Raw genomic sequence first — 21,454 nt, forward strand, 5'->3', positions numbered from 1 at the left:
GAAAGAAAGGCCTGAAGGCACCCTATGGACATCAAGGTCGGATTCGTCGACAACCCCCGCGATCTCGTCATCACCAGCGCGGATGAGCAGGACAAGGTCGTCGCAGAGGTCGAGAAGTTCCTCGCCGAGGGGCAGGACGGCGCTGCAGCCACCATGACCCTCAAGGACAACAAGGGCTCGGTGTTCGTGATCGTGCGCGGTCAGGTCGCCTACGTGGAGGTCGGTTCCTCCGCCCAGCGTCCCGTCGGTTTCATCTGATCCGGGACGGTTGAGCAGAGCCCATGCCTCCCGAACCGTCCCGCCACCCCCACTCCCGTCACGGGGGTGGGGGATCGGTGGTTGACCGGCACCGCGAGGCCGAGGAGTTCCGCCAGATGCAGCTCCGGCGTCGCCGGTGGCTCGGTGCCGTCGGCGCCCTGGTCTTCCTGGTCACCGTGGCGGTCGTGTGTGAACTCGTCATCGCCGGTGTCGGCGGTGACGACAACGCCGGTGGTGGCGGGGACGATCCCGCCGCCGGGGTCTCGGCCTCCGCGGAGACCGGGGAGATGACCGATACGCAGGACGCGCCGGACGGCCCGGTGCCGGGCGACGCCCCGGCGTCCGACGAGGTCGGCGAGCTGCCGCCGGGCGGCGACGTGACGCGCAGCGGCGACGGCGACTACCACGGTGTCGGCTCGGCGGGCATGACCGCCGGCGACCCGGATCGTGACGACGCGGACACCTACAGCTTCGTCGTGGAGGTGGAGAACGGGCTCGACACGTCCTCGTTCGGCGGTGGCGACGCCTTCGCCTCCTCCGTCGACGCCACGCTGTCGGACCCGCGGTCGTGGATCTCGAACGGCAGTTTCGCCTTCCGGCACATCAGCGTGACCGGAAGCGAGGCCCCCGACCTGCGCATCCGGCTGGCGACCCCGGAGACCACCCGCGAGATCTGCGGTGGTCAGATCGACCTGGAGACCAGCTGCTTCATCCAGGGCACCGACGACGGGGTCGACGAGGCGGACGCCCGCACCGGTGCCGCCGCCGCCGGTGCCGGGCGCGTGATCGTGAATGCGGCGCGCTGGGTGCGTGGCGCCACGACCTTCGAGGGAGACCTCGGCTCGTACCGTCAGTACCTGGTGAACCACGAGGTCGGCCACGGCCTGGGCTTCGCGCGCCACCAGGTCTGCCCCGAGGACGGGGTGCTGGCCCCGGTGATGATGCAGCAGACCATCAGCCTGAACAACGGGGAGCTGGAGGACCTGGACGCCGGCGCGGAGTACGGCGAGGCCGGGCGTGACTCCACGTGCCGGCCGAACCCGTGGCCCTTCCCGCACGGGCGCAGCGAGGGCGACGCCGTGGACGTCCGCGACTGAGGAAGTTGCCTTGGAAGTCGGCTCTGACCTGGCTGTTCGACTGGTGACAGGGCGGTGACAGGGAACTGTCCGGGTCGCGGGTTAGAGTGTGTAGCCATGACCGAGAACTACCCTCCGAACGCACCCGCCCCCGCCGCCGAACCCCCGGCGGCGATCAGGGCGGGTTTCCAGGTCTCCCAGGCGACGCCGGTGGAGCTCGGCGGTGCGTGGGGCGACGGGTGGCGCTGCGACCGCGCGGTGCTCGTGCCCTCCGAGGACCGTGCCCGGGCGACGTGGACCGCACAGGTCATGGACCGTGTGCGCCCCGCCGGGGTGTCCGTCGCCCGCCCGTTGCGCTCCACCGACGGGCGGTACGCCGTCGGCGGGTGGACGGCGCGGGCGTTCCTGTCGGGGCACCGCGCACCGCGGTTCGACGAGACGGCGGCGAGCGTCCTGCGGTTCAACGAGGCGCTGCGCGAGGCGTTGGCGGGGGAGGGCCGTCCGGCGTTCCTGGACATGGCCTCGCGGGTGTCAGGCGACGGGGCCCCGGCGTCGGACCTGAGTGAGACGGACCTGTTCGCCGTGGCGGAGTCCGCCGCCTGGGCGGACGACCCCACCGACCTGCTGATGCCGGTGATGGACCTGTCGGTGGTCCCGCGTGACGACGTGGCCGCGGCGATGGAGAAGGCCACCGGGCTGATGCTGCTGCGCGAGGAGGTCTCGGCCCCGGACCAGCTCGTCCACGGCGACGCCCTGGGCTGCACCGTCTACGACGGCTACGCCGACCCGGCGATCGTGGACTTCGTGCCGGCCTGGCGACCCACGGGCTGGTCGGTGGCCTTGCTGGTGGTCGACGCGATCGCCTGGGCGAACGCCGAGGACGGGCTGCTGGAGCGGTGGTCGCACCTGCAGGACTTCGACCAGCTGCTGCTGCGCGCGGTGATGTTCCGCCTGTTCGCCCATGCGGCGGTGCCCGGGGCCCAGCCGCAGGCGTGGCCGGGGCTCTCCCGGGTCAGTGACGTGGTCTCCGCCCGTGTCGGCGGGGTGCGTCGTGCCGGGCAGGCGGGGGTCCCGGACGCCGACCCGGTGGCTGCCGGTGGCTCCGGCGGCTCCGGCGAGCAGGATCCGGGGGGACGCTGAGCGATGGGGGACGCCACCGGCACGCGCTCGCGCTCGGAGGCCAGGGAGGACGCCGAGCTGCGGCGTCGCATCGGCTCGGCCGGGACCGTCGACGTCCGGCTCGAGACAGGTGCCGGTACTGACACTGGTACGGACACCGGTGCGTCCCGGGAGTGGGACGGCCTGGCAGCCGCGCTCGTCGCCGGTGACGAGCGGTTGGACACGACCCTGCCGTACGCGGTGCTGGGTGGTCCCGGCACGGGCAAGAGCTCCCTGCTGGTGGACACGGTGGTCAGCTTCCTGGACGCCGGTGGCAGCGCCGAGGACGTGATGGTGCTGACCCCGTCGAAGGAGGCGGCAGGGGCGCTGCGCGACCAGGTCACCGAGGCGCTGCGCACCCGCGACTCCTACGCCACGACCGGCACGATGGTGCGCTCGGTGCACTCCTGGGCCTTCGCCTACCTGCGCGCGGTGGCCCAGGAGAGCGGTGGCGGTGACGGCACGACCGCGCAGCCGCGCCTGATGACCGGTGCGGAGCACGACCTGCAGATCAGGACGTTGCTGCGTGGCCACGCCGAGGACGGTGCGGGCAGCTGGCCGGCGGACGTGCGCCCGGCGCTGCCGCTGGTCGGTTTCGCCCGGCAGCTGCGCGACCTGCTGCTGCGCGCCGCCGAGCGTGGGGTGGACGCCCGCGCCCTGCGCGAACTCGGCGAGACCCACCGTGAGCCGATGTGGACGGCGGCCGGTGACTTCCTGCACGAGTACGGGCAGATCCAGGCCCTGTCGGCGACGAACAACCTCAACGCCTCCGAGCTGCTGCACACCACGCTCGCGCAGCTCGACGCCCACCCGGCGGTGCTCGAGCGTCACCGTGACCGGGTACGGCTGGTGCTCGTCGACGACGCGCACAACCTCGACCCGGCGTCCGGGCAGTTCATCTCCCGGTTCATGACCCCGGGCACCCGGTGCCTCGTCGCCGGCGACCCGGACCAGTGCGTGTTCCACTTCCGCGGGGCCGACGAGAGCTTCCTCACCGGGGTCGCCGCCGACGAGGACCACCGGGTGGTGCTGTCGCGCTCGCACCGTCTTCCCGGCGAGCTGGTCGCGGCGGTGAACCGGTTGGAGAACAGGCTTCCGGCGCAGCCGACGCGGGTGGCGCTGCGGCAGGGCAGGGGACAGGGCAGGGAGCAGTCGGACGCACCGTCCGCCCTGGCGGTGCGGCGCTCCCCGTCGCGGACGGCGGACACGCTCACGGTGACCGACGAGGTCCGTCGTGCCCACGTCCTCGACGAGGTCGCGTGGGACGACATCGCCGTGATCGTGCGCTCGACGGCGGACATCCCGGTGCTGCGTCGGGCGATGCTGTCGCACGGTGTGCCGGTGAAGGTCGACCCCACCAGCGTGGTGCTGGCCGACCAGCCGCTGGTGCGGGTGCTCCTGCTGGCGTTGGACGCCCTGGTGCGTCCGCTGACCGGTGTGGAGATGCAGCAGCTCGTGGAGAGCCCCATCGGTGGGGCGGACCCGGTGATGCTGCGCCGGGTGGAGCGTGCGGTCGCCCCGCTGCTGGCCGGCACGGGCCTGCGGGCGATGGACGCGGTCACCGCGATGGTCTCCGGGCAGGCCAATGCGGAGCAGCGTGAGCACTGGACGAGCCGTTTCGGTCCCCGTGAGCACCAGGTCGTCGACCGGGTCGCCGCCGTCGTCGCCGCCGGGCGTGCCGCCCTGGAGGTGCGTGCCACGACCTCGCCGGTGGAGCAGGTGCTGTGGGCGGTGTGGCAGGCCGCCGACCTGTCGAACTCGCTGCAGGTCCAGGCGCTGCGTGGCGGCACCCTGGGCTCCCAGGCGGACCGTGACCTCGACGCGGTGATGAGCCTGTTCGACCTCGCGGGCGACGTGGTGGAGCGTAACCCGGCGGCCACGCTGGAGACCTTCCTCGACGACGTGCGTTCCCAGGAGCTGCCGACCGGTGGGCGTGACCGGCGCGGGGTGCGTCCGGACGCCGTGGAGATCCTGCCGGCGCACGCCGCGGCGGGTCGCCAGTGGTCGGTGGTCGTGGTCGCCGGGGTGCAGGAGGACAGTTGGCCGGCCGGGCCCACGGTGGGTGGCCTGTTCGGCCAGCAGGAACTCGTGGACCTGGTGGACCGTGGGATCGCGCCGGACGTGCCGGTGTCGCGGGCTGCCGCGGCCCTGGCGGAGGAACGCCGGCTGTTCCTGCTGGCGGTGTCGCGTGCCAGCCGGCGCACCCTGGTCACCGCCGTGGACTCCGCGGGCGACGACACGGCCGTGGCGTCCCGCTTCCTCGACGAAGTCGCAGAGATCGCGGGGAGCGAAGGGACCACAGTCTCCGATGACGCTGAGGTGTCTGACGTCCCCGACGCTCCGCAGAACGCACAACAGGACGCGCCGGTCGCCGCGCTGCCGCGCGTGCTGGCCCTGGAACCGCTGGTCGCCGAGCTGCGCGACGCCGTGTGCGACGCCCGTCGCGCCGGGCACGAGCGCGACGCCGCGGCACACAACCTCGCCCGCCTCGCCGAGGCCGGCGTGCACGGGGCGGACCCGGACCAGTGGTGGGGCGTGGCCGAGCCGTCCACCACAGGCCCGGCGGTGGTCGCCCGGGGCGAGGCGGCGCCGACGGTGCGCATCAGCCCCACGACCCTGGACACCCTCGACGAGGGCTGCGACACCGTGGCCTTCCTGCGCGGGCTCACCGGGGGAGCGTCCACCGAGCCGATGAAGGTCGGCGTGCTCATCCACGCCGTCGCCGAGGGGTTAGCCAACGGCCTGGACCACGCCGACGCCCGCGACATCGTCACCGACGCCGTTCCCCACCTGGTGGACGGGCCGGAGTGGACCGCGGCACCGTTGCTGGAGAGTTGCCTCAACGCCGTGGACCGGCTGCACGCCTGGATCCAGGAGCGCGAGGGCCTGGGACGCACCGTGTCCGTGGAGCGCAAGCTCGAGCGTCCCCTCGGCGACACCGCCGCCGGTGTGCCGGTGGTCCTGGCCGGACGCACCGACCGCATCGAGACCGACGCCGACGGGCGCACCACCGTGGTCGACTTCAAGACCGGCCGGACGGCGAAGACGAAGAAGGAGGCCGCCGAGAGCCGCCAGCTCGCCGCCTACCAGCTGCTGGTCGACGGGCAGCCGGGGCTCACGCCGGACGGCGCGATGCTGGTCTACCCGCGGCGGGAGACCGCCACGGTCACCGTCCTGCAGCAGGCGGCGATGGGTGCGGCTGAGCTTGAGGAGTTCCGCGCCCTGGCGCTCGACGCCGCCGCCCGGGTGACCGGGCCGCTGTTCGAGGCCACCTCGCAGGACTGCGAGACATCCGACTACGCGTGTCTGTGTCCGGCGTGCCGGGCCGGGGAGCAGGTGACCTAGATGGAGGAAACGGTGATCCCACCGAACGAGCTCTCGGAGATGCTGGGCCAGCAGTTCGGCCCGACCCCGCAGCAGGCAGCCGTCATCGGCGCCGAACCCGGGCCCACCCTCGTCGTCGCCGGGGCCGGCGCGGGCAAGACCGAGACGATGGCCGCCCGGGTCGTGTGGCTCGTGGCCAACGGGTACGTGGCCCCCGAGCAGGTCCTGGGGCTGACCTTCACCCGCAAGGCCGCCCGTGAACTCGGCCAGCGCATCCGCGCCAGGCTGCAGACCCTCGCCGACTCCGGGTTCCTCGACACCCTGCCCGCCGACGACCCGCGGCACGAGGCACTGCACAACATCATCCCCACGGTCTCCACCTACGACGCCTACGCCGGCTCGGTGGTGCGCGAGTACGGGCTGCTGCTGCCGATGGAACCGGCCGGGCGGATCATCTCCGACACCGAGCGCTGGATGATCGCCCGTGACGTGGTCAGCGACTGGCCGAGCGGATTCACCACCTCGCGCTCGCTGCCGTCGATCATCGACGACATGCTCGAGTTGTCCGACGAGATGGACAACCACCTCGTCGACGTCGACCGGGTCGACGAGGAGTGCCGCGTCACCGCCGCGGAGATCGACGGGCTGCCCGACCGGGACGGAAAACAGCTCAAGGGCGTCGACACGGCGATGGACGCCTTCAGCGACGCCCTGACCTACCGGCGCGAACTGCTGCACCTGGTCACCGCCTACCGCGACACCCTGGGCCAGCTGAACCTGATGACCTTCGGCCAGCAGATGTCGAAGGCCGCCCAGCTGGTGGACTCCCACGCCCGCGTCGGTGAGTCACAGCGTCGCCGCTTCCGCGTGGTGATGCTCGACGAGTACCAGGACACCGGCCACGCCCAGCGCATCCTGCTACGCAACCTCTTCGGCGACGGCACCGACCCCGGCCTCACCGTCACCGCCGTCGGTGACCCGATGCAGTCGATCTACGGTTTCCGTGGCGCCACCGCGGCCAACCTCGCCCACTTCCGCTCCGACTTCCCGGGCGCAGATGGCCCGGCACCGAAACTGGAGCTGACGACCTCCTGGCGCAACCCCGCCCGCGTGCTGGACCTGGCGAACACGGTGTCGCGCTGGTCGATGAACACCGACAAGCCCATGGTCTCCCCGCTGACGGCCCGCCCCGGGGCGGGAAGCGGTGAGGTGCACCTCGGTTGGTTCGACACCCGCGAACAGGAACTCGAGTGGCTCGCCGACGACCTCGCCGGGCGCTACCACTCCCACGTCGCGGCTCAGGCGGGGGCACAAGCAGGACGGCCCCCGCGGCGTCCCCGCCCGTTCTCCGCGGCGGTGCTGCTGCGCAAGAACGCCGACGCCCGCCCGATCCACGACCTGCTGCGCGCCCGCGGCGTGCCCGTCGACATGACCGCCGGGCCCGGGCTGCTCGACGTGCCCGAGGTCGCCGACGTCTTCGCCACCCTGCGCGTGCTCGTCGACCCCGCCGACGACATCGCCCTGCTCCGCCTGGTCACCGGGGTGCGCTGGAACATCGGCGCCGCCGACCTGCTCGCCCTGGCACACCGCGTGGACCAGCTCTCGCGCCGCGACGGGAAGGCAGAGGCGTCCGACGGTATGGACGAGACTGACGGTCCGGCCGGGCTCACCGCCCTGGTCGCCGACCGTGAGGGCGACCCGGCGGCGCTGGCCACGGTGCGCCGACGGCTCGCCGAGATCGACGTCGACGCCAACCGGGTGTCCGTCGGCCTGGCCGAGGCACTGGCCGACCTGCGCGGCATGGAGAACTACGGCATGTCCGCCGACGGTGTGCGCCGTCTCGGGGAACTCGGCCGCGAACTGCGCTTCCTGCGTCGGCACTCCATGTCGAAGCCGCTGACCGACCTCGTCGCCGACATCGAGAACATGACCGGGGTGCGCACCGAGGTCCTCACCCGCTACCACCGCAACCCCGACCGCTCGATCGGCACCAGCCACCTGGACAAGTTCGCCGAGGTCGTACGCTCCTTCTCCGAACTCAGCGCGTCCAGCCCCGGCGCCCTGGTGGACTACCTGCGTTCGGCCTCTGCCAGGGAGAAGGGCCTGGACCCCGGTGAGGTCGACGTGCGCACCGACTGCGTGCAGCTGCTCACCGTGCACAAGGCCAAGGGCCTGGAGTGGGAGATCGTGGCGGTGCCCCACGCCACGCGCAAGACCTACGCCGACGCGGTGAAACGCCCCGGAGTGTCGTCCTGGACGACCAACGCGCGCCTACTGCCGTCCGGCCTGCGCGGCGACGCCGCCGAACCGGCCTCCGTCCGGCAGGGAGGCGCCGCCGACACGTCCGGCGCCCCGGTCCTGGACCTCAGCGACGTCGAGGACCGCAAGGGCGTGGTCGAGGCGCAGGACCGGTTCAAGGTCGAACTCGGCGAACACGGGGCCCGGGAGGACGACCGGCTGTTTTACGTCGCCGTCACCCGCAGCGAGCAGGTGCTGCTCGTCAGCGGCGCGGCGTTCAACAACGCCGACAAGAAACCCGTGGACCCGTCCGTGGCGCTGACCCTGCTGCGCGACCGTGTCAGCGCCGACGGCGCGGCGGACCCCGCGTCGATCGTCACCTGGTCGACGCTGGGCATGGAGTACTCCAAGACCGAGCTCGCGCGCCTGGAGAAGGGCCCGCACCACCGCGAGGACCAGGTGATGGTGCCGGAGAACCCGGCGGCGCGCAACGACCTGGTCGCCGACTACCAGCGCGTCCTGCCCGAGGCGCCGACGGCGGTGTGGCCGCGCCCCACCCTCACCGACCCCTCGCAGGACGGTGCGGCGGCGGTGGTCGACGGCATCCGTCGCGTGCGCGCCGCGGAAGCAGCGGCTGGGGCGGGGCCGTCCGCCGACAAGGGCACGCTCGCCGACCAGTGGGACCAGGAGACCGGCGTGCTGATCGACGAGTACCTCGCCGCGGCCGTCCCGGAGGTCGTCGTGCCGTTGGGTGCGCGGCTCACCGCCACCGAGGCGGTGTCGCTGTCGCGCGACCGCGCCGAGTTCGCCCGACGCCGGCGGCGTCCGGTGCCGATGGAACCGCGCCCCTACACCAAACGCGGCACGGCCTTCCACAACTGGGTGGAGCGCCACTACGGCTCCGCCAGTCTCATCGACGAGGACGAACTGCCCGGTGCCGCGGACGCGACGCTGACCGACCCGGCGCTGGAGCACCTCAAGCAGCGCTTCCTCGACAGCCGGTGGGCCGACCGGATGCCTGAGAGCGTGGAGGGGGCGTACTCGGTCACGCTGGCCGGGCACGTCTTCGAGGGACGCATCGACGCGGTCTTCAGGGACGGCCCGAAAGACACAGACGGCTGGGTGGTCGTCGACTGGAAGACCGGGCGCAAACCCGGCGGTGCCGAACTCGCCTCCGCCGAGCTGCAGCTCGCGGTGTACCGTCTGGCCTGGGCGAAGGTGCAGACCGCGCGGCTGGGACGACACGTCGGCCCGGAGTCGGTGCGCGCGGCATTCCACTACGTGCTGTCCAACGAGACCTATGAACCGGGTACACTGCCGACATCAGCTGAACTGGCTGCGCTGATCGGCCGTGAAAGGGAAGGGGACGGGCAGTGAGGGACCGACTCAGGGACCGCTTCCGCACCGACTCGGACATCGACGCGCTCCCGCCCCGCTCGTTGATCAAGATCGTCAACATCCCGGCGAGTGCGCCGGTGAGCCCGTGGTGGCTGATCAGCAGGCGGATGCTCTACGCCCTGGCGTTGATCTTCTTCTCCTCGGCGGTGGTCTACGTCGACCGCGACGGCTACACCGGTGTGGTCACGTTCCTCGACGCGGTCTACTATTCGGCCGTGTCGCTGTCCACCACCGGTTACGGTGACATCACCCCGGTCACCCAGTCCGCCCGGCTGGTCAACATCCTGGTCATCACCCCCATGCGGGTGATCTTCCTGATCCTGCTGGTCGGCACCACGCTCTCGGTGCTCACCGAGGAGTCCCGCAAGACCCTGCAGATCCGTCGATGGAGAAGGCACATGCGCAACCACACCGTCGTCATCGGCTACGGCACCAAGGGGCGCGCGGCGACGACCGCCCTGCTCGCCGACGGCGTCCCGTCCTCCCAGATCGTGGTCGTCGACTCCGACCCCGAGGCGCTCACCCACGCGTCCTCGCGCGGGCTGGTCACCGTACGCGGGCAGGCGACCAGGTCGGACGTCCTGAAACTCGCCGGGGTCACCCGCGCCCGCGCGGTCGTCGTCGCCCCGAACCAGGACGACACCGCGGTCCTGATCACCCTGTCGGTGCGTGAGATCGCCGCCTCGGCGACGATCGTGGCGTCCGTCCGCGAGTCGGAGAACTCCCACCTGCTGCGCCAGTCCGGCGCGGACTCGGTCGTGGTCTCCTCGGAGACCGCCGGGCGGATGCTCGGGCTGGCCACGGTGAGCCCCTCGGTGACCGGCATGATGGAGGACCTGCTCAGCCCGGACGAGGGCTTCTCCGTGGCCGAACGTGCGGTGGGGGAGGACGAGGTCGGCGGCAACCCACGTAACCTCGAGGACATCGTGCTCGGGGTGGTGCGCTCCGGCGTGCTCTACCGCGTGGACTCCTCCGAGGCGGAGACCGTGGAACCCGGCGACCGGCTGCTCTACATCCGTCGGATCACCGGCGGGGCGGACGACAACTGACGTGAACACCCATCCCCGACGGAGGCGAACCTAGACCCGTGTCAGGACGACTCGACCAGCTGAACCTGGACGCACTCGACCCCGAGCAGCTCCGGGCGGCCACCGCGCCGCGAGGCCCGGTGAGCATCATCGCCGGTGCCGGCACCGGTAAGACCAGGACGATCACCCACCGCATCGCCCACCTGGTGTCCGGCGGGTTCGTGAATCCCGACCACGTGCTGGCGGTGACCTTCACCAACCGCGCCGCGGCGGAGCTGCGCGAGCGCCTCACCATGATGGGCGTGGCCCGGGTGCAGGCCCGCACGTTCCACGCCGCGGCGATGCAGCAGCTGCGCTACTTCTGGCCGAAGGTCATGGGCGACACCCCCTGGGAGCTGCTGGACTCCAAGTTCCCGCTGGTCGCCCGCGTGACCCGCGCGGTGGGGCTGGAACCCGACCGCACCCTGCTGGCCGACCTGCTCGGCGAGATCGAGTGGGCGAAGGCCTCCCTCATCGCGCCGACGGCCTACCCGGCGCACATCGGGCCGGACAGGCGGGACTGCCCGGTGGACCCGGAGAAGTTCGTGAAGATCTTCGAGGGCTACGAGCAGGCCAAGGCCTCCCCGGACCGGGTGCTGCTCGACTTCGACGACCTGCTGCAGTCGATGGCCGGCCTGCTGGAGTCCGAGGTGGGCATCGCCGACGAGTTCCGGGAGCGTTACCGCACCTTCGTCGTCGACGAGTACCAGGACGTGACGCCGCTGCAGCAGCGGCTGCTGGACGCCTGGCTCGGCGACCGGGACGACCTCACCGTGGTCGGCGACGCCAACCAGACGATCTACTCCTTCAACGGTGCGACCCCGGACCACCTGCTGCGGTTCTCCACGAGGTTCCCCTCGTCCACCACCGTGCGCCTGCACCGCGACTACCGGTCGACCCCGCAGGTCGTGGACCTGGCCAACCGGGTCATCGGGCAGGCGAAGGGGCGGGCCGCAGGCACACGGCTGACCCTGGAGGGCCAGCGTCCGGATGGTCCGGACCCGGAGTTCTCCGAGTTCCCCGACGAGACCGTGGAGGCCGCGGAGGTGGCCCGGCGCATCGGCGACCTGCTGGCACACGGTGTGCCGGCCGCCGAGATCGCGGTGCTCTACCGCATCAACGCCCAGTCCGCGGCCTTCGAGTACGCCCTGGACCAGGCGGGCATCGCCTACCAGGTCAAGGGCGGCGACGGCTTCTTCCAGCGCGCCGAGATCCGTCAGGCGGTGCAGGCCCTGGGCCAGGCGGCCCGGCAGGTGCAGGCGCGTGCACGTTCGGCAGGGTCGGCAGGAGAGGACGCGGCGCCCCGCGTCGACGAGCCGCAGGGCAACCTCGTCGACCAGGTGCGCGCGGTGCTGCTGCCCGTCGGTCTGACTCCGTCCGAACCCGACGGCGCCCAGGAACGTCAGCGCTGGCAGTCCCTGAACGCCCTGGCCGACCTCGCCGCCGAACTGTCCGCCACCTCCCCGGGGCTGGACCTGCCGGCGCTGATGGGGCTGCTCAAGGAGCGGGCGCAGGCGAAGAACCCGCCCCGGTTGCAGGGCGTCACCCTGGCCAGCATCCACGCAGCGAAGGGTCTGGAGTGGGACGCGGTGTTCCTCGTCGGCCTGGTCGACGGCACCCTGCCGATCCGGCACGCGCTCAAGGGCGCGCACGCCGAGGACGCGGTGGAGGAGGAACGCCGGCTGCTGTACGTCGGTGTCACCCGTGCCCGTGAACACCTGCACCTGTCCTGGTCGCAGGCCCGCCAGCCCGGTGGCAAGGCCACCCGGCGGCGCACCCGGTTCCTCGACGGCATGGTGCCCTGGGAGAAGGAACGCGCCGCGGCACAGGCCGCCCAGTCGGCGGGGCAGAAGAAGTCGGGTCAGAAGTCCAAGCCGAGCGACTCCTGCACCACCTGCGGCACCCGGTTGACCACCCCGGAGCAGCGAATCCTGGGGTTGTGCGAGGCGCACGCCGGTGACGTCGACCAGGTGCTCGTCGCCGAACTGCGCTCGTGGCGCAGCGCCACCGCTCGTGCGCGGGACGTCCCGGCCTACGTGGTGATGAGTGACGCGACGCTGCGCGCGGTGTGCCACCGCGCACCGACGACACCCCAGGAGCTCGTGCAGGTGCCGGGCATCGGCCCGATGAAGGTCGAACAGTTCGGCGAGGACGTCCTCGGGATCATCCGGAACTTCCGCTGAGCGCGGCCTGACAGGACGGGCACCCCGGCACCTGCACCGGACGCATCTCGGTGACGTCCAAGCTCACCGGGTCGAGGAAACGCCGGACGGCGGGCACGGCGGCGGGACCGCCGGTCGTGCGTGCCCCCAGGATGTCGCGCACGATCCCGGCGAACACCGTGGCGGCGAGTCCGGTCATCGACGACGCCGTCCGGCCCTCGCCGACGGGCGCCTGGGCGCGGACGAGCCGCCACTCCGGATCCTCCGCGAGCATCTGGGTGTCGATACAGGTCAGACAGGGGGTTGTTCCGGGTTGCACCAGTGGTCCGATCACCACCTGCCCGTCCAATACTCCGCAGGGCAGGTGCGGCACACCCTGCTCCATCAGACGGTGGGTCACGTCCTGCGGTGGGAAGAGCTGCCCTGCCAGCACCACCAGTGACCTGCCCGACAGGCGCCCGAACGCGGGTGCGCCCGGGGTGACGGGAGCAGCCGTGACACCGCAGCGCATCAGCTCCTGCAGCAGGGCACCGCTCATCCCGGTCGTCCCGGTGACGTGCACGGTGGCGGCACCGGTCGGTGGAACCGGACGCAACAGCTCGGCGGTCCGCAGGTCGTCGAGGATGCCGTCGGCGTGCTCCGGGCTGAATCCGCAGTGCCCCAGCCGCGTGGCCAGGTCGGCGGACTCCACGGGCCGCCTGGCCTCACGCAGCACCAGCATCACCTGGTTCGCCGAGACCCCGTCCGGCACGGCCAGGACGAGGGAGTGCGACGGCACCGTCCCGAACTGGAGGTGGCGGGGCGAACGCAGGATCAACGAGGTCGCCTCACGCAGCATCACCACGCTGGCACCCCCGAGCACGGTCGACGTCATGTAAAATCCCCCTGACTAGCACACAAGCTCCCGACATGCACAGTGTAGCCCGCGTTCCCGCACTGTGCAGCGGGTCGACGACACCGCGGAAGGTGGACCATGGCAGGACGGCGACGGACCCCGACCAGGGCACAGCTCGAGGTCGTCGACGACTTCGCCCCGGACGTCGAGATCCGGCTGTCGGCACGCCGGGAACGCACCATCGCCGGACGCATGGAGCGCGGCCGGGTGATCGTCCTGGCCCCCATGTCGATGGACGCGGCGAACCTGCGGCGCAGCACCAGCGACCTCGTCGACCGGGTGCGCCGCCGCAACAGCGCCGCCGCCGGGCAGGCGTCCGACGACGATCTGCTGCTGCGCGCCGCCGAACTCAACGACAAGTACCTGGAGGGCAGGGCGGAGTTCCGCAGCGTGCGCTGGGTGGGCAACATGTCGCGCCGGTGGGCGAGCTGTTCGGTGGACTCAGGCAGGATCCGGGTGTCCGACCGCCTCAAGGAGGTACCCGGCTACGTCCTGGACTCGGTGATCATCCACGAACTGGTGCACACCTGGATCCCGGACCACGGCCCCGAGTTCCACGAGTGGGCGGCGAAAGCGCCCCAGGCCGAGCGGGCCGCCGGATATCTGGAGGCCTACGGGCGCTGGGGCGTGGGGAACACCGACGAGTCCGGGGACGTGGACTGACCTACTTGCCGGAGTCGTCCGAGTCGTCGGTCTCGCCGGGGCCGTCGAAGCCCTCGTTGAGCTCGCGCTCGAGCTTCTCGATCTCGCCGATGGGATCGAAGCCCTCGATGTCCTCCTGGGAGGCCAGGATGGAGTCGATGAAGCCGGCGGGGGAGTCCAGGTCGCTGTCGACCGGGAGGAAGTCCGGGTGGTTCCACACGTCGTCACGACGCTCGGTGCCCACGGCCACGGTCAGGCGACGCCACAGCTCGGCGGCCTCGGACGCCTTCGGCGCCGACAGGCTGATGCCCACCGTCTTCACCAGGGCCTCCATGCCGGGCTGGTCGTTGTCGCGGTAGACCGACCACGCCGCGCCGATGCTCGAGGCCACGGGCAGGCGCTCGCCCAGTGCCTCGCCGACGACCACGTCGACCCACCCCTCGATGAGCGACAGGCTGGTCTCCAGACGGACCCGCGCGTGGTCGGTGGAGGACACGATGGTGGGGGAGAGGTCGGAGTTCTGCAGCTGCGACATCATCTCCTGCAGCTTCTCAGGGTCGCCCAGCATCTCCGGGTTGAACTCCTGGCTGGCCTCCTCCAGGGCGGAGTTGTCGAGGCTCAGGCCGGTGGCGAACTCCTCGACGTCGAGGATCACCCGCTCCACCAGCCACGGCACGTGCTGGAAGAGACGCAGGTGCGCCGCCTCGCGGGCGGCGAGGTAGATCAACGTCTCCCGACGCTCCGCACCGAGCTTCTTCGACAGGTCGTCGAGCCGGTCGGTGGCGATGGCGGCGACGGACCCCTCGGCCAGCGGGATGCCCCACTGGGTGGACATCGCGACGCTGCCGGCGAGCTCGCCGAGCGCGCGGCCCAGCTGCATGCCGAAGTTCATCCCGTTGACCTGGTTGAAGATACCGGCCATCGGGCCCATCTGCGCCCGGATCTCCTCGGGCATGCCCTGCATGGTGGCGTCGCCCAGCTTCTCGGCGAGCGGGTTGATGACCCGCTTCCAGCGCGGCAGCGTCTCGTCCAGCCACTGCGAACCGGTGAAGGAGACCGACCCGGTCGCACCGGCGGGCAGGGTGGTGGACTCGTCCAGCCACAGCTCGACCAGACGGACGGACTCGGCGACGGCCTGGCTGTCCTTCGCGGACGGCTTGCTCTTCGCCGCCGTGCCGGAGAGCTGCTGGCGGGCGATGCGCTCGGCGAGGGCGTAGTTGACCGGACCCTGCGCGTCCGGCGAGTTCATGTCCTTGCCGAAGCCGCTCAGCATCGAACCGAACTGGCCGAGGATGTCGCCCAGCCCCGGCTGGCCGCCCTGACCCCCCTGGCCGCCCTGGTTGCCGAAGAACATGCCGAAGGGATTGGCACCGAAGCCGAACGGGTCGCCGCCTGAACTACCCGAGTTGCCGGAGTTGTTCGGGCCCCCGTTCTCGTTCTCCCGCCGCCGACGCTCGTCGTCCGACTCGTCGTCAGGGCCGTTGAATCCGAATCCGAAATTGCTCATGCCACGAGAGTACCCGCGCCCTGCGGCGGGACGCACCGCCCCGCGTGCGCTGACAGCGAACACCGTCCATGTCCGTCCGGGCCTGTAATGTGTCGTGGGTGAGTTCCAGTATCCCCCCTTACAACGACTCCAGCGCCCGTACCGACGGCAAGACGTCCGGCACGTCCGGCACCACCGCCGGTCGGCGGCGCGTGCGCACGGTCGTCGTCGGGCTGGTCCCCGTCGTCGCCCTGGTGGCGCTGCTCGCCGTGCCGACGATCCCCGGCACCGACGTCAACCTCACGGTCCCCTTCGCCGCCGAGGGTGAGGGGCCGACCTACGACACGCTGGGGGACGTCAACGGCACCCCTGTCGTCGACATCACCGGCACGGACGCCGAGGTGGACGAGGACCTGGCGGACTCCGACGGGCAGCTCAACATGACGACCGTGGCGGTGCGCACGAAGCTCAGCCTCGCCGAGACGATGAAGCGCTGGCTGGCCAGCGACGACACCATCGTGCCGGTCGAGCAGGTCATCCCCTCGGACTCCACGCCGGAGGAGGTCGCGCGCCGCAACGCCGCCGCCTTCGCCGCCTCCGAGTCCAATGCGACGGTCGCGGCGATGGGCTACCTGGACCGTCCGCTGGAGACCACCGTCTACGAGATCGCCGACGACGCGCCCGCCGCCGGCGCGCTGCGGGAGAACGACGTGATCACCGCCGTCGGCGACACCGAGGTCACGCTGCCGGCGGACGTCGCCGCGGCCGTCGCCGAGCACGCACCCGGCGACGAGGTCGAGCTGACCGTGCAGCGCGGGCAGTCGGAGGTCACCGAGTCCGTCACCCTCGGGGAGGTTCCCGAGGAGTTGTCGTCGGACGCCTCGGCGTCCGCGGCGGAGGACGCCGGCGAGTCCGACCGGGCGTACCTGGGGGTCACCATGGTCGCCCAGCCCGCGGGGGATCTGAAGGTCCGCTACAACCTGAAGGACATCGGCGGGCCGAGCGCGGGCCTGATGTTCTCCCTCGCCGTCGTCGACAAGCTCTCGCCCGGCGAGATCAGCGGCGGGAAGTTCGTCGCCGGCACCGGCACGATCTCCGCCGACGGCACGGTGGGGCCGATCGGCGGCATCACGCACAAGATCGCCGCCGCCCAGCACGCCGGGGCCGAGGTCTTCCTCGTGCCGTCCGACAACTGCAGTGAGGCGGCGGGGCGCTCCTACGACGGGGACATCGACCTGCTGTCGGTCGACTCCCTCGACGGGGCGGTGGACGCCCTGGAGGCCTACAACAACGGTGGGGACGCCCCCACCTGCGAATGATGCAGATCAGTCCTCGAAGGTGAACCGCAGCATCGCGGTCACGCCGGGGGCGATCTCGGCGCCGTCCATGCCGCCGAGCAGCTCGACCTTGTCCTCGGCGAAGGGGTCGTCGGCGAGGTCGGTCTCGTCCGGGCGCAGCTGCAGCAGCGTGCGGTCCGGGCCGCCGTCGACGACGCCGGTGAAGATCCGCGCCTGACGCGGGACGGCCTCCGGGTCCGCGGAGTTGCGGAACATGATCTCCTGGGCCAGCACGGCACCGACCACGACCTCGGGCCACCGCACCGTCGCCACGTACTCGCCGAGCTCGTCGGAGCCGGGCTGGATGTGGTCCGGCAGGTCGTCCTGCACGATCAGGGAGAGGGGGGACGTGGCGGCGCCGGTGCCGTCTGCGCCGTCCTCCCCGGAGTCGTCGCCGGCGGCGATGACGTCCTGGACGAGTTCGGTGGGGACCAGGGCGAACAGCGTCGCCGGACGGTCCCAGCCCTCGGCGTGGACGAAGTCGACGGCCTCGCGGAGGGCGGCGTTGAGCGGACGGATGTCGCTCGTGTGGTTACTGGCGTTCATCTAGGTGGACCTCACGGTGACGTCGGACGGGTGCGGACAGTAGTCTAGACCCAGACAGTTTTGTCGTCGGAATCCGACAGCCCGAGCCGCCGGTACGTCAACCGCCGGACCCAGGGGGTCGGTCCGACTCTCATGACCGACAGCAGGAGAGAACTGAACCCTTGAGCATCCCGGAGATTCCAAAACCAGGACGCAGATCCAAGATCCTCGGCGTGGTCGCCGTGGTGATCGCTCTGCTCTTTTTCCTAGTCCCGGTCCTCGTCTCGAACTACACCGAATTGCAGTGGTTCCGGTCGATCGACTTCCAGGCCATATTCCTCAGCGTCCTCGTCACCCGGGTGATCTTGTTCATCGTGTTCGGGCTCGTGGCCGCCGCCATCGTCTGGGGTGCGTGCTTCGCCGCCTTCCGGGCGGCGCCGAAGGAATCCGACTTCCCCGACGTGTCCCAGATCGGCCTCGGCGGTGACGACTCCCCGCTGACGATCAACCGGGCCGAGATCCGCCGGGCGATCCGGCCGTTCCTCATCATCGTCCCGCTGATCGCGGGCGTGGTGACCGGCATGATCGCCCAGGGCAACTGGCGAACCGTGCGACTGTTCCTCTCCGGAGGTGACTTCGGTGTCCAGGACCCGCAGTTCCAGATGGACCTCGGCTTCTACGCGTTCACCCTGCCGCTGCTGACCTTCGTGCTCGGCACGCTCTCGGTGCTCGTCATCGTGGCGTTCCTGGTGAACCTGCTGGCGCACTATCTCCTCGGCACCATCAGCACCGGCAACCCGCGGGTGGGGGAGAAGGCGCGCATCGGTGCTCCGGCCCGCCGCCAGCTGGCGATCATCGCCGGCATCTGGATGCTGCTCAAGGCAGTGGACTACTGGTTCCAGCGCTACGCCCTGCTGAACAACCAGCACGACACCTTCACCGGTGGTTCCTACACGGACATCAACGCGATCCTGCCGGCGAAGATCCTGCTGCTGGTCGTGTCCCTGTTCGTCGCCGCGATGTTCTTCAGCTCGATCGTGCTGAAGGACCTGCGCATCCCGGCGCTGGCCGTGGCCCTGATGGTCGTCGCCAACCTGGCGATCGGCGTGGGTTGGCCGGCGGTCATGGAGCAGTTCTCCGTGAACCCGAACCGTGCCGAGAAGGAGCGGGAGTACATCGCCCGCAACATCGAGTCGACGCGTCAGGCGTACGGCATCGAGACCGCCACCGACAGCGCCCGCGAAGGCTACGAGAATCCGGACGGCCAGGTGACCTACGAGCGCAACTGGGGTGGCCAGACCTCCGGCGACGCCAGCGAGCGCCGCTCCATTGCCGACGACGACGCCACGCTGTCCAACATCCGCCTGCTGGACCCGGACGTGCTCTCCCCGACGTTCACCCAGCAGCAGCAGCTGCGTAACTTCTACGGCTTCCCCGACGAGCTCTCCGTCGACCGCTACGAGGTGGACGGAGACATGCGCGACTTCGTCGTCGCCGCCCGCGAGATCGACCCGAACGCCCTGTCCGGCAACCAGACGGACTGGATCAACCAGCACACCGTCTACACCCACGGCAACGGCTTCATCGCCGCGCCGGCGAACACCGTCGACGAGGTCGCGCAGGACGCCGCGTCCGCACGTGGTGGTTACCCGATCTACACGGTCTCTGACCTGCAGAACCTGGAGGCAGACAGCCAGGGTGGCGAGCTCGAACTCAATATGGAGCAGCCGCGCATCTACTACGGTCCGGTCATTGCCGGCACGAATCAGGCGAACGCTGACTACGCCATCGTCGGCGACGACGGCTCCGGCACCCCGCGCGAGTACGACACCGACAACACCGAGTACACCTACACCGGTGACGGCGGAGTGGGCGTGTCCAACATCTTCTCCCGTGCGATGTACGCCGCGAAGTTCCAGGAGATGAATATCCTCCTGTCGGACGTCATCGGCGACGACTCGAAGATCCTCTACGACCGTGACCCGCGCGAGCGCGTGCACAAGGTCGCCCCGTGGCTGACCACCGACTCCAAGACCTACCCGGTGGTCATCGACGGTCGGATCAAGTGGATCGTGGACGGTTACACCACGCTGGAGAACCTGCCCTACTCTCAGCGCACCGAGCTGGACTCCGCCACGGAGGACACGCTGACCGAGGACCCCGCCTCGCAGCAGCGCGCGGTCACCAACGAGGTCAGTTACATCCGTAACTCCGTCAAGGCAGTCGTCGACGGCTACGACGGTTCCGTGGACCTCTACGAGTTCGACGAGGAGGACCCGGTCCTCAAGGCGTGGGAGGGTGTCTTCCCGGACGTCGTGAAGGACAAGGACGAGATCAGCGACGAGCTGATGGAGCACCTGCGTTACCCGGAGGACCTGTTCAAGGTCCAGCGTGAACTGATCGCGAAGTACCACGTGGACGACCCGGGAACCTTCTTCACCAACGACGCCTTCTGGTCCGTTCCCGGTGACCCGACGGCGCCCGAGGGCGGCCAGGAGCTCAACCAGCCGCCGTACCACGTGGTGGCGACCGACCCCGAGACGAACCGGCCCAGCTTCCAGCTGATCACGCCGTTCCGTGGTCTGCGCCGTGAGTTCCTCGCCGCGCACATGACCGTCAGCTCCGACCCGGAGACCTACGGTCGCATCTACGTCCGCCAGCTGCCGACGAACACCCAGACACAGGGTCCGAAGCAGGCGCAGGACACGATGATGTCGTCCGACGAGATCGCCCGCGAGCGCACCCTGCTGGAGGGCACGAACACCCTGACCAACGGCAACCTGCTGACGCTGCCGGTCGGTGACGGGCAGATCCTCTACGTCGAGCCGGTGTACTCGCAGCGTGCCGACCAGGAGTCCGCCTTCCCGAAGCTGCTGCGCGTGCTGGTGAGCTACAACGGTTCCGTCGGTTACGCCCCGACGGTCGCCGAGGCCCTCGAGCAGGTCGGCATCGATCCGGACGCGGTCACCGAGATCGCCGAGTCCGGCGGTGACGCCGCCGACGAGAACGCCGCGGCCGCCGGTGGGGACGATTCGGACGCCGACTCCGACTCGGACAGCACCTCGTCCACGAGTTCCTCGCCGTCGTCCTCGGCGGCGGAGACCCCGGACAGCGGTTCCGCCAGCGGCAACGAGCCGTCGGAGTCCGAGCTCTCGGCGATCCGTGAGGCCATGGACAAGGTCAACGACGCCCGCGAGAACGGCACCTTCGAGGAGTTCGGCCGGGCCCTGGACGAGCTGGACGCCGCAGTCGCTGACGCCCAGTAGTTCCTCGGGTCAGCCAGGCTGAGACACCAGAGACGGGAAGCGCACCGGGAAACCCCCGGTGCGCTGCTCTTTTGTCCGGAGTGTGGTTGCGATTTCACATTCGTCCGGCAGTGCGTTACGCTATGGGAGTCGCTGACACGGAGAACAACTTCTCCGGGACAGTAACCCGTCGCGGGGTGGAGCAGCTCGGTAGCTCGCTGGGCTCATAACCCAGAGGTCGTAGGTTCGAATCCTGCCCCCGCTACTAGATAGGCCCCCGGCCTCCGATCACTGATCGGAAGCCGGGGGTCTTTTTTCGTCCCAGGTGTAAACAGATGAAAGGGAGTGGGATTCACATGGTCGACGTCGGGTACGGAGCCGACTACCTCTACCGGCTGGCCGGGAAGGTCCTGGAGAACTGGCATGCCACGACAGAGTCCCTCGGCGACGATCTCCATCTCGCCTCGGTGCGTATCGTGGACGATTCGGTGATCGAGTTTCATGTCGTCGGCATGGGGCGGGACCTGGTGAAAAGCTACGACGCCACGGCCTGGGGACCCCTCTTCTCCCCGGAGCACGCCTACGACGTCGACTTCATGGCCAACGAGCTGCTCACCAACTACCTCACCGAACCCTGACGCAC

14 protein-coding genes and 1 tRNA gene are annotated in these 21,454 nt (G+C 70.5%); 12 read left to right on the forward strand and 3 right to left on the reverse strand.

Translation table 11 applies throughout. The features are described 5' to 3' along the window. The first annotated feature begins 24 nt into the window (after positions 1-24). The 7 genes from ACT3S3_RS01055 (at position 25) to ACT3S3_RS01085 (ending at position 12,702) form a co-directional block, all read left to right on the forward strand. Positions 25-258 carry a DUF3107 domain-containing protein gene (locus ACT3S3_RS01055; RefSeq protein ID WP_301443886.1) on the forward strand — a complete coding sequence of 78 codons (234 nt, stop codon included), beginning with the start codon at positions 25-27 and terminating at the stop codon, positions 256-258. Between the two features lie 77 nt (positions 259-335). After that, a complete protein-coding gene (locus ACT3S3_RS01060; protein ID WP_301443887.1) occupies positions 336-1,355 on the forward strand; it encodes a DUF3152 domain-containing protein in 1,020 nt (339 codons plus the stop codon). Positions 1,356-1,451: 96 nt separating this feature from the next. After that, a complete protein-coding gene (locus tag ACT3S3_RS01065) occupies positions 1,452-2,474 on the forward strand; it encodes a TIGR02569 family protein (protein ID WP_441579232.1) in 1,023 nt (340 codons plus the stop codon). Positions 2,475-2,477: 3 nt separating this feature from the next. Further along, the gene (locus tag ACT3S3_RS01070; RefSeq protein WP_444626014.1) at positions 2,478-5,837 is read left to right on the forward strand and encodes a UvrD-helicase domain-containing protein; all 3,360 of its coding nucleotides are present in this window, start codon (positions 2,478-2,480) and stop codon (positions 5,835-5,837) included. Then, positions 5,838-9,431 (forward strand): UvrD-helicase domain-containing protein, encoded by a 3,594-nt coding sequence (locus ACT3S3_RS01075; RefSeq protein ID WP_444614722.1) that lies wholly within the window; start codon positions 5,838-5,840, stop codon positions 9,429-9,431. Continuing rightward, the gene (locus ACT3S3_RS01080) at positions 9,428-10,501 is read left to right on the forward strand and encodes a potassium channel family protein (protein ID WP_301442292.1); all 1,074 of its coding nucleotides are present in this window, start codon (positions 9,428-9,430) and stop codon (positions 10,499-10,501) included. The genes ACT3S3_RS01075 and ACT3S3_RS01080 overlap by 4 nt, the downstream gene beginning before the upstream one ends. A gap of 38 nt (positions 10,502-10,539) precedes the next feature. Then, positions 10,540-12,702, forward strand: a complete 2,163-nt coding sequence (locus ACT3S3_RS01085) for an ATP-dependent DNA helicase UvrD2 (protein ID WP_301442291.1) — start codon at positions 10,540-10,542, stop codon at positions 12,700-12,702. Here ACT3S3_RS01085 and ACT3S3_RS01090 read toward each other — a convergent pair. Continuing rightward, positions 12,683-13,555 (reverse strand): TOMM precursor leader peptide-binding protein, encoded by an 873-nt coding sequence (locus ACT3S3_RS01090; RefSeq protein ID WP_441579763.1) that lies wholly within the window; start codon positions 13,553-13,555, stop codon positions 12,683-12,685. The genes ACT3S3_RS01085 and ACT3S3_RS01090 overlap by 20 nt on opposite strands. 99 nt (positions 13,556-13,654) lie before the next feature. Between ACT3S3_RS01090 and ACT3S3_RS01095 the strand changes: the two genes are divergently transcribed. After that, entirely contained in the window at positions 13,655-14,239 is a 585-nt protein-coding gene (locus tag ACT3S3_RS01095; RefSeq protein ID WP_301442289.1) for a M48 metallopeptidase family protein, read from the forward strand. 1 nt (position 14,240) lies between these two features. Here the strand turns inward: ACT3S3_RS01095 and ACT3S3_RS01100 are convergent, their stop codons facing one another. Continuing rightward, positions 14,241-15,725 (reverse strand): zinc-dependent metalloprotease, encoded by a 1,485-nt coding sequence (locus ACT3S3_RS01100; protein WP_301442288.1) that lies wholly within the window; start codon positions 15,723-15,725, stop codon positions 14,241-14,243. A gap of 191 nt (positions 15,726-15,916) precedes the next feature. On the opposite strand from ACT3S3_RS01100, the gene ACT3S3_RS01105 reads away from it, so the two are divergent. Beyond that, entirely contained in the window at positions 15,917-17,023 is a 1,107-nt protein-coding gene (locus tag ACT3S3_RS01105; protein WP_441579765.1) for a YlbL family protein, read from the forward strand. A gap of 6 nt (positions 17,024-17,029) precedes the next feature. Here the strand turns inward: ACT3S3_RS01105 and ACT3S3_RS01110 are convergent, their stop codons facing one another. Next, on the reverse strand, positions 17,030-17,587 hold the full coding sequence (locus ACT3S3_RS01110; RefSeq protein ID WP_301442287.1) for a PPA1309 family protein: 558 nt from the start codon (positions 17,585-17,587) through the stop codon (positions 17,030-17,032). A gap of 161 nt (positions 17,588-17,748) precedes the next feature. On the opposite strand from ACT3S3_RS01110, the gene ACT3S3_RS01115 reads away from it, so the two are divergent. The 3 genes from ACT3S3_RS01115 to ACT3S3_RS01125 all read left to right on the forward strand — a co-directional run bounded on the left by ACT3S3_RS01115 (position 17,749) and on the right by ACT3S3_RS01125 (position 21,449). Further along, positions 17,749-20,832, forward strand: coding sequence for a UPF0182 family protein (locus tag ACT3S3_RS01115; RefSeq protein WP_444614721.1), 3,084 nt, complete (start codon positions 17,749-17,751; stop codon positions 20,830-20,832). Positions 20,833-21,002: 170 nt separating this feature from the next. Then, positions 21,003-21,076, forward strand: a tRNA-Met gene (locus tag ACT3S3_RS01120). Between the two features lie 91 nt (positions 21,077-21,167). After that, positions 21,168-21,449, forward strand: a complete 282-nt coding sequence (locus ACT3S3_RS01125; RefSeq protein WP_441583022.1) for a hypothetical protein — start codon at positions 21,168-21,170, stop codon at positions 21,447-21,449. The last annotated feature ends 5 nt before the right edge of the window (positions 21,450-21,454 follow it).

The sequence above is a fragment of the Corynebacterium sp. AOP40-4SA-5 genome, from assembly GCF_052377355.1.
Taxonomy (GTDB): Bacteria; Actinomycetota; Actinomycetes; order Mycobacteriales; family Mycobacteriaceae; genus Corynebacterium.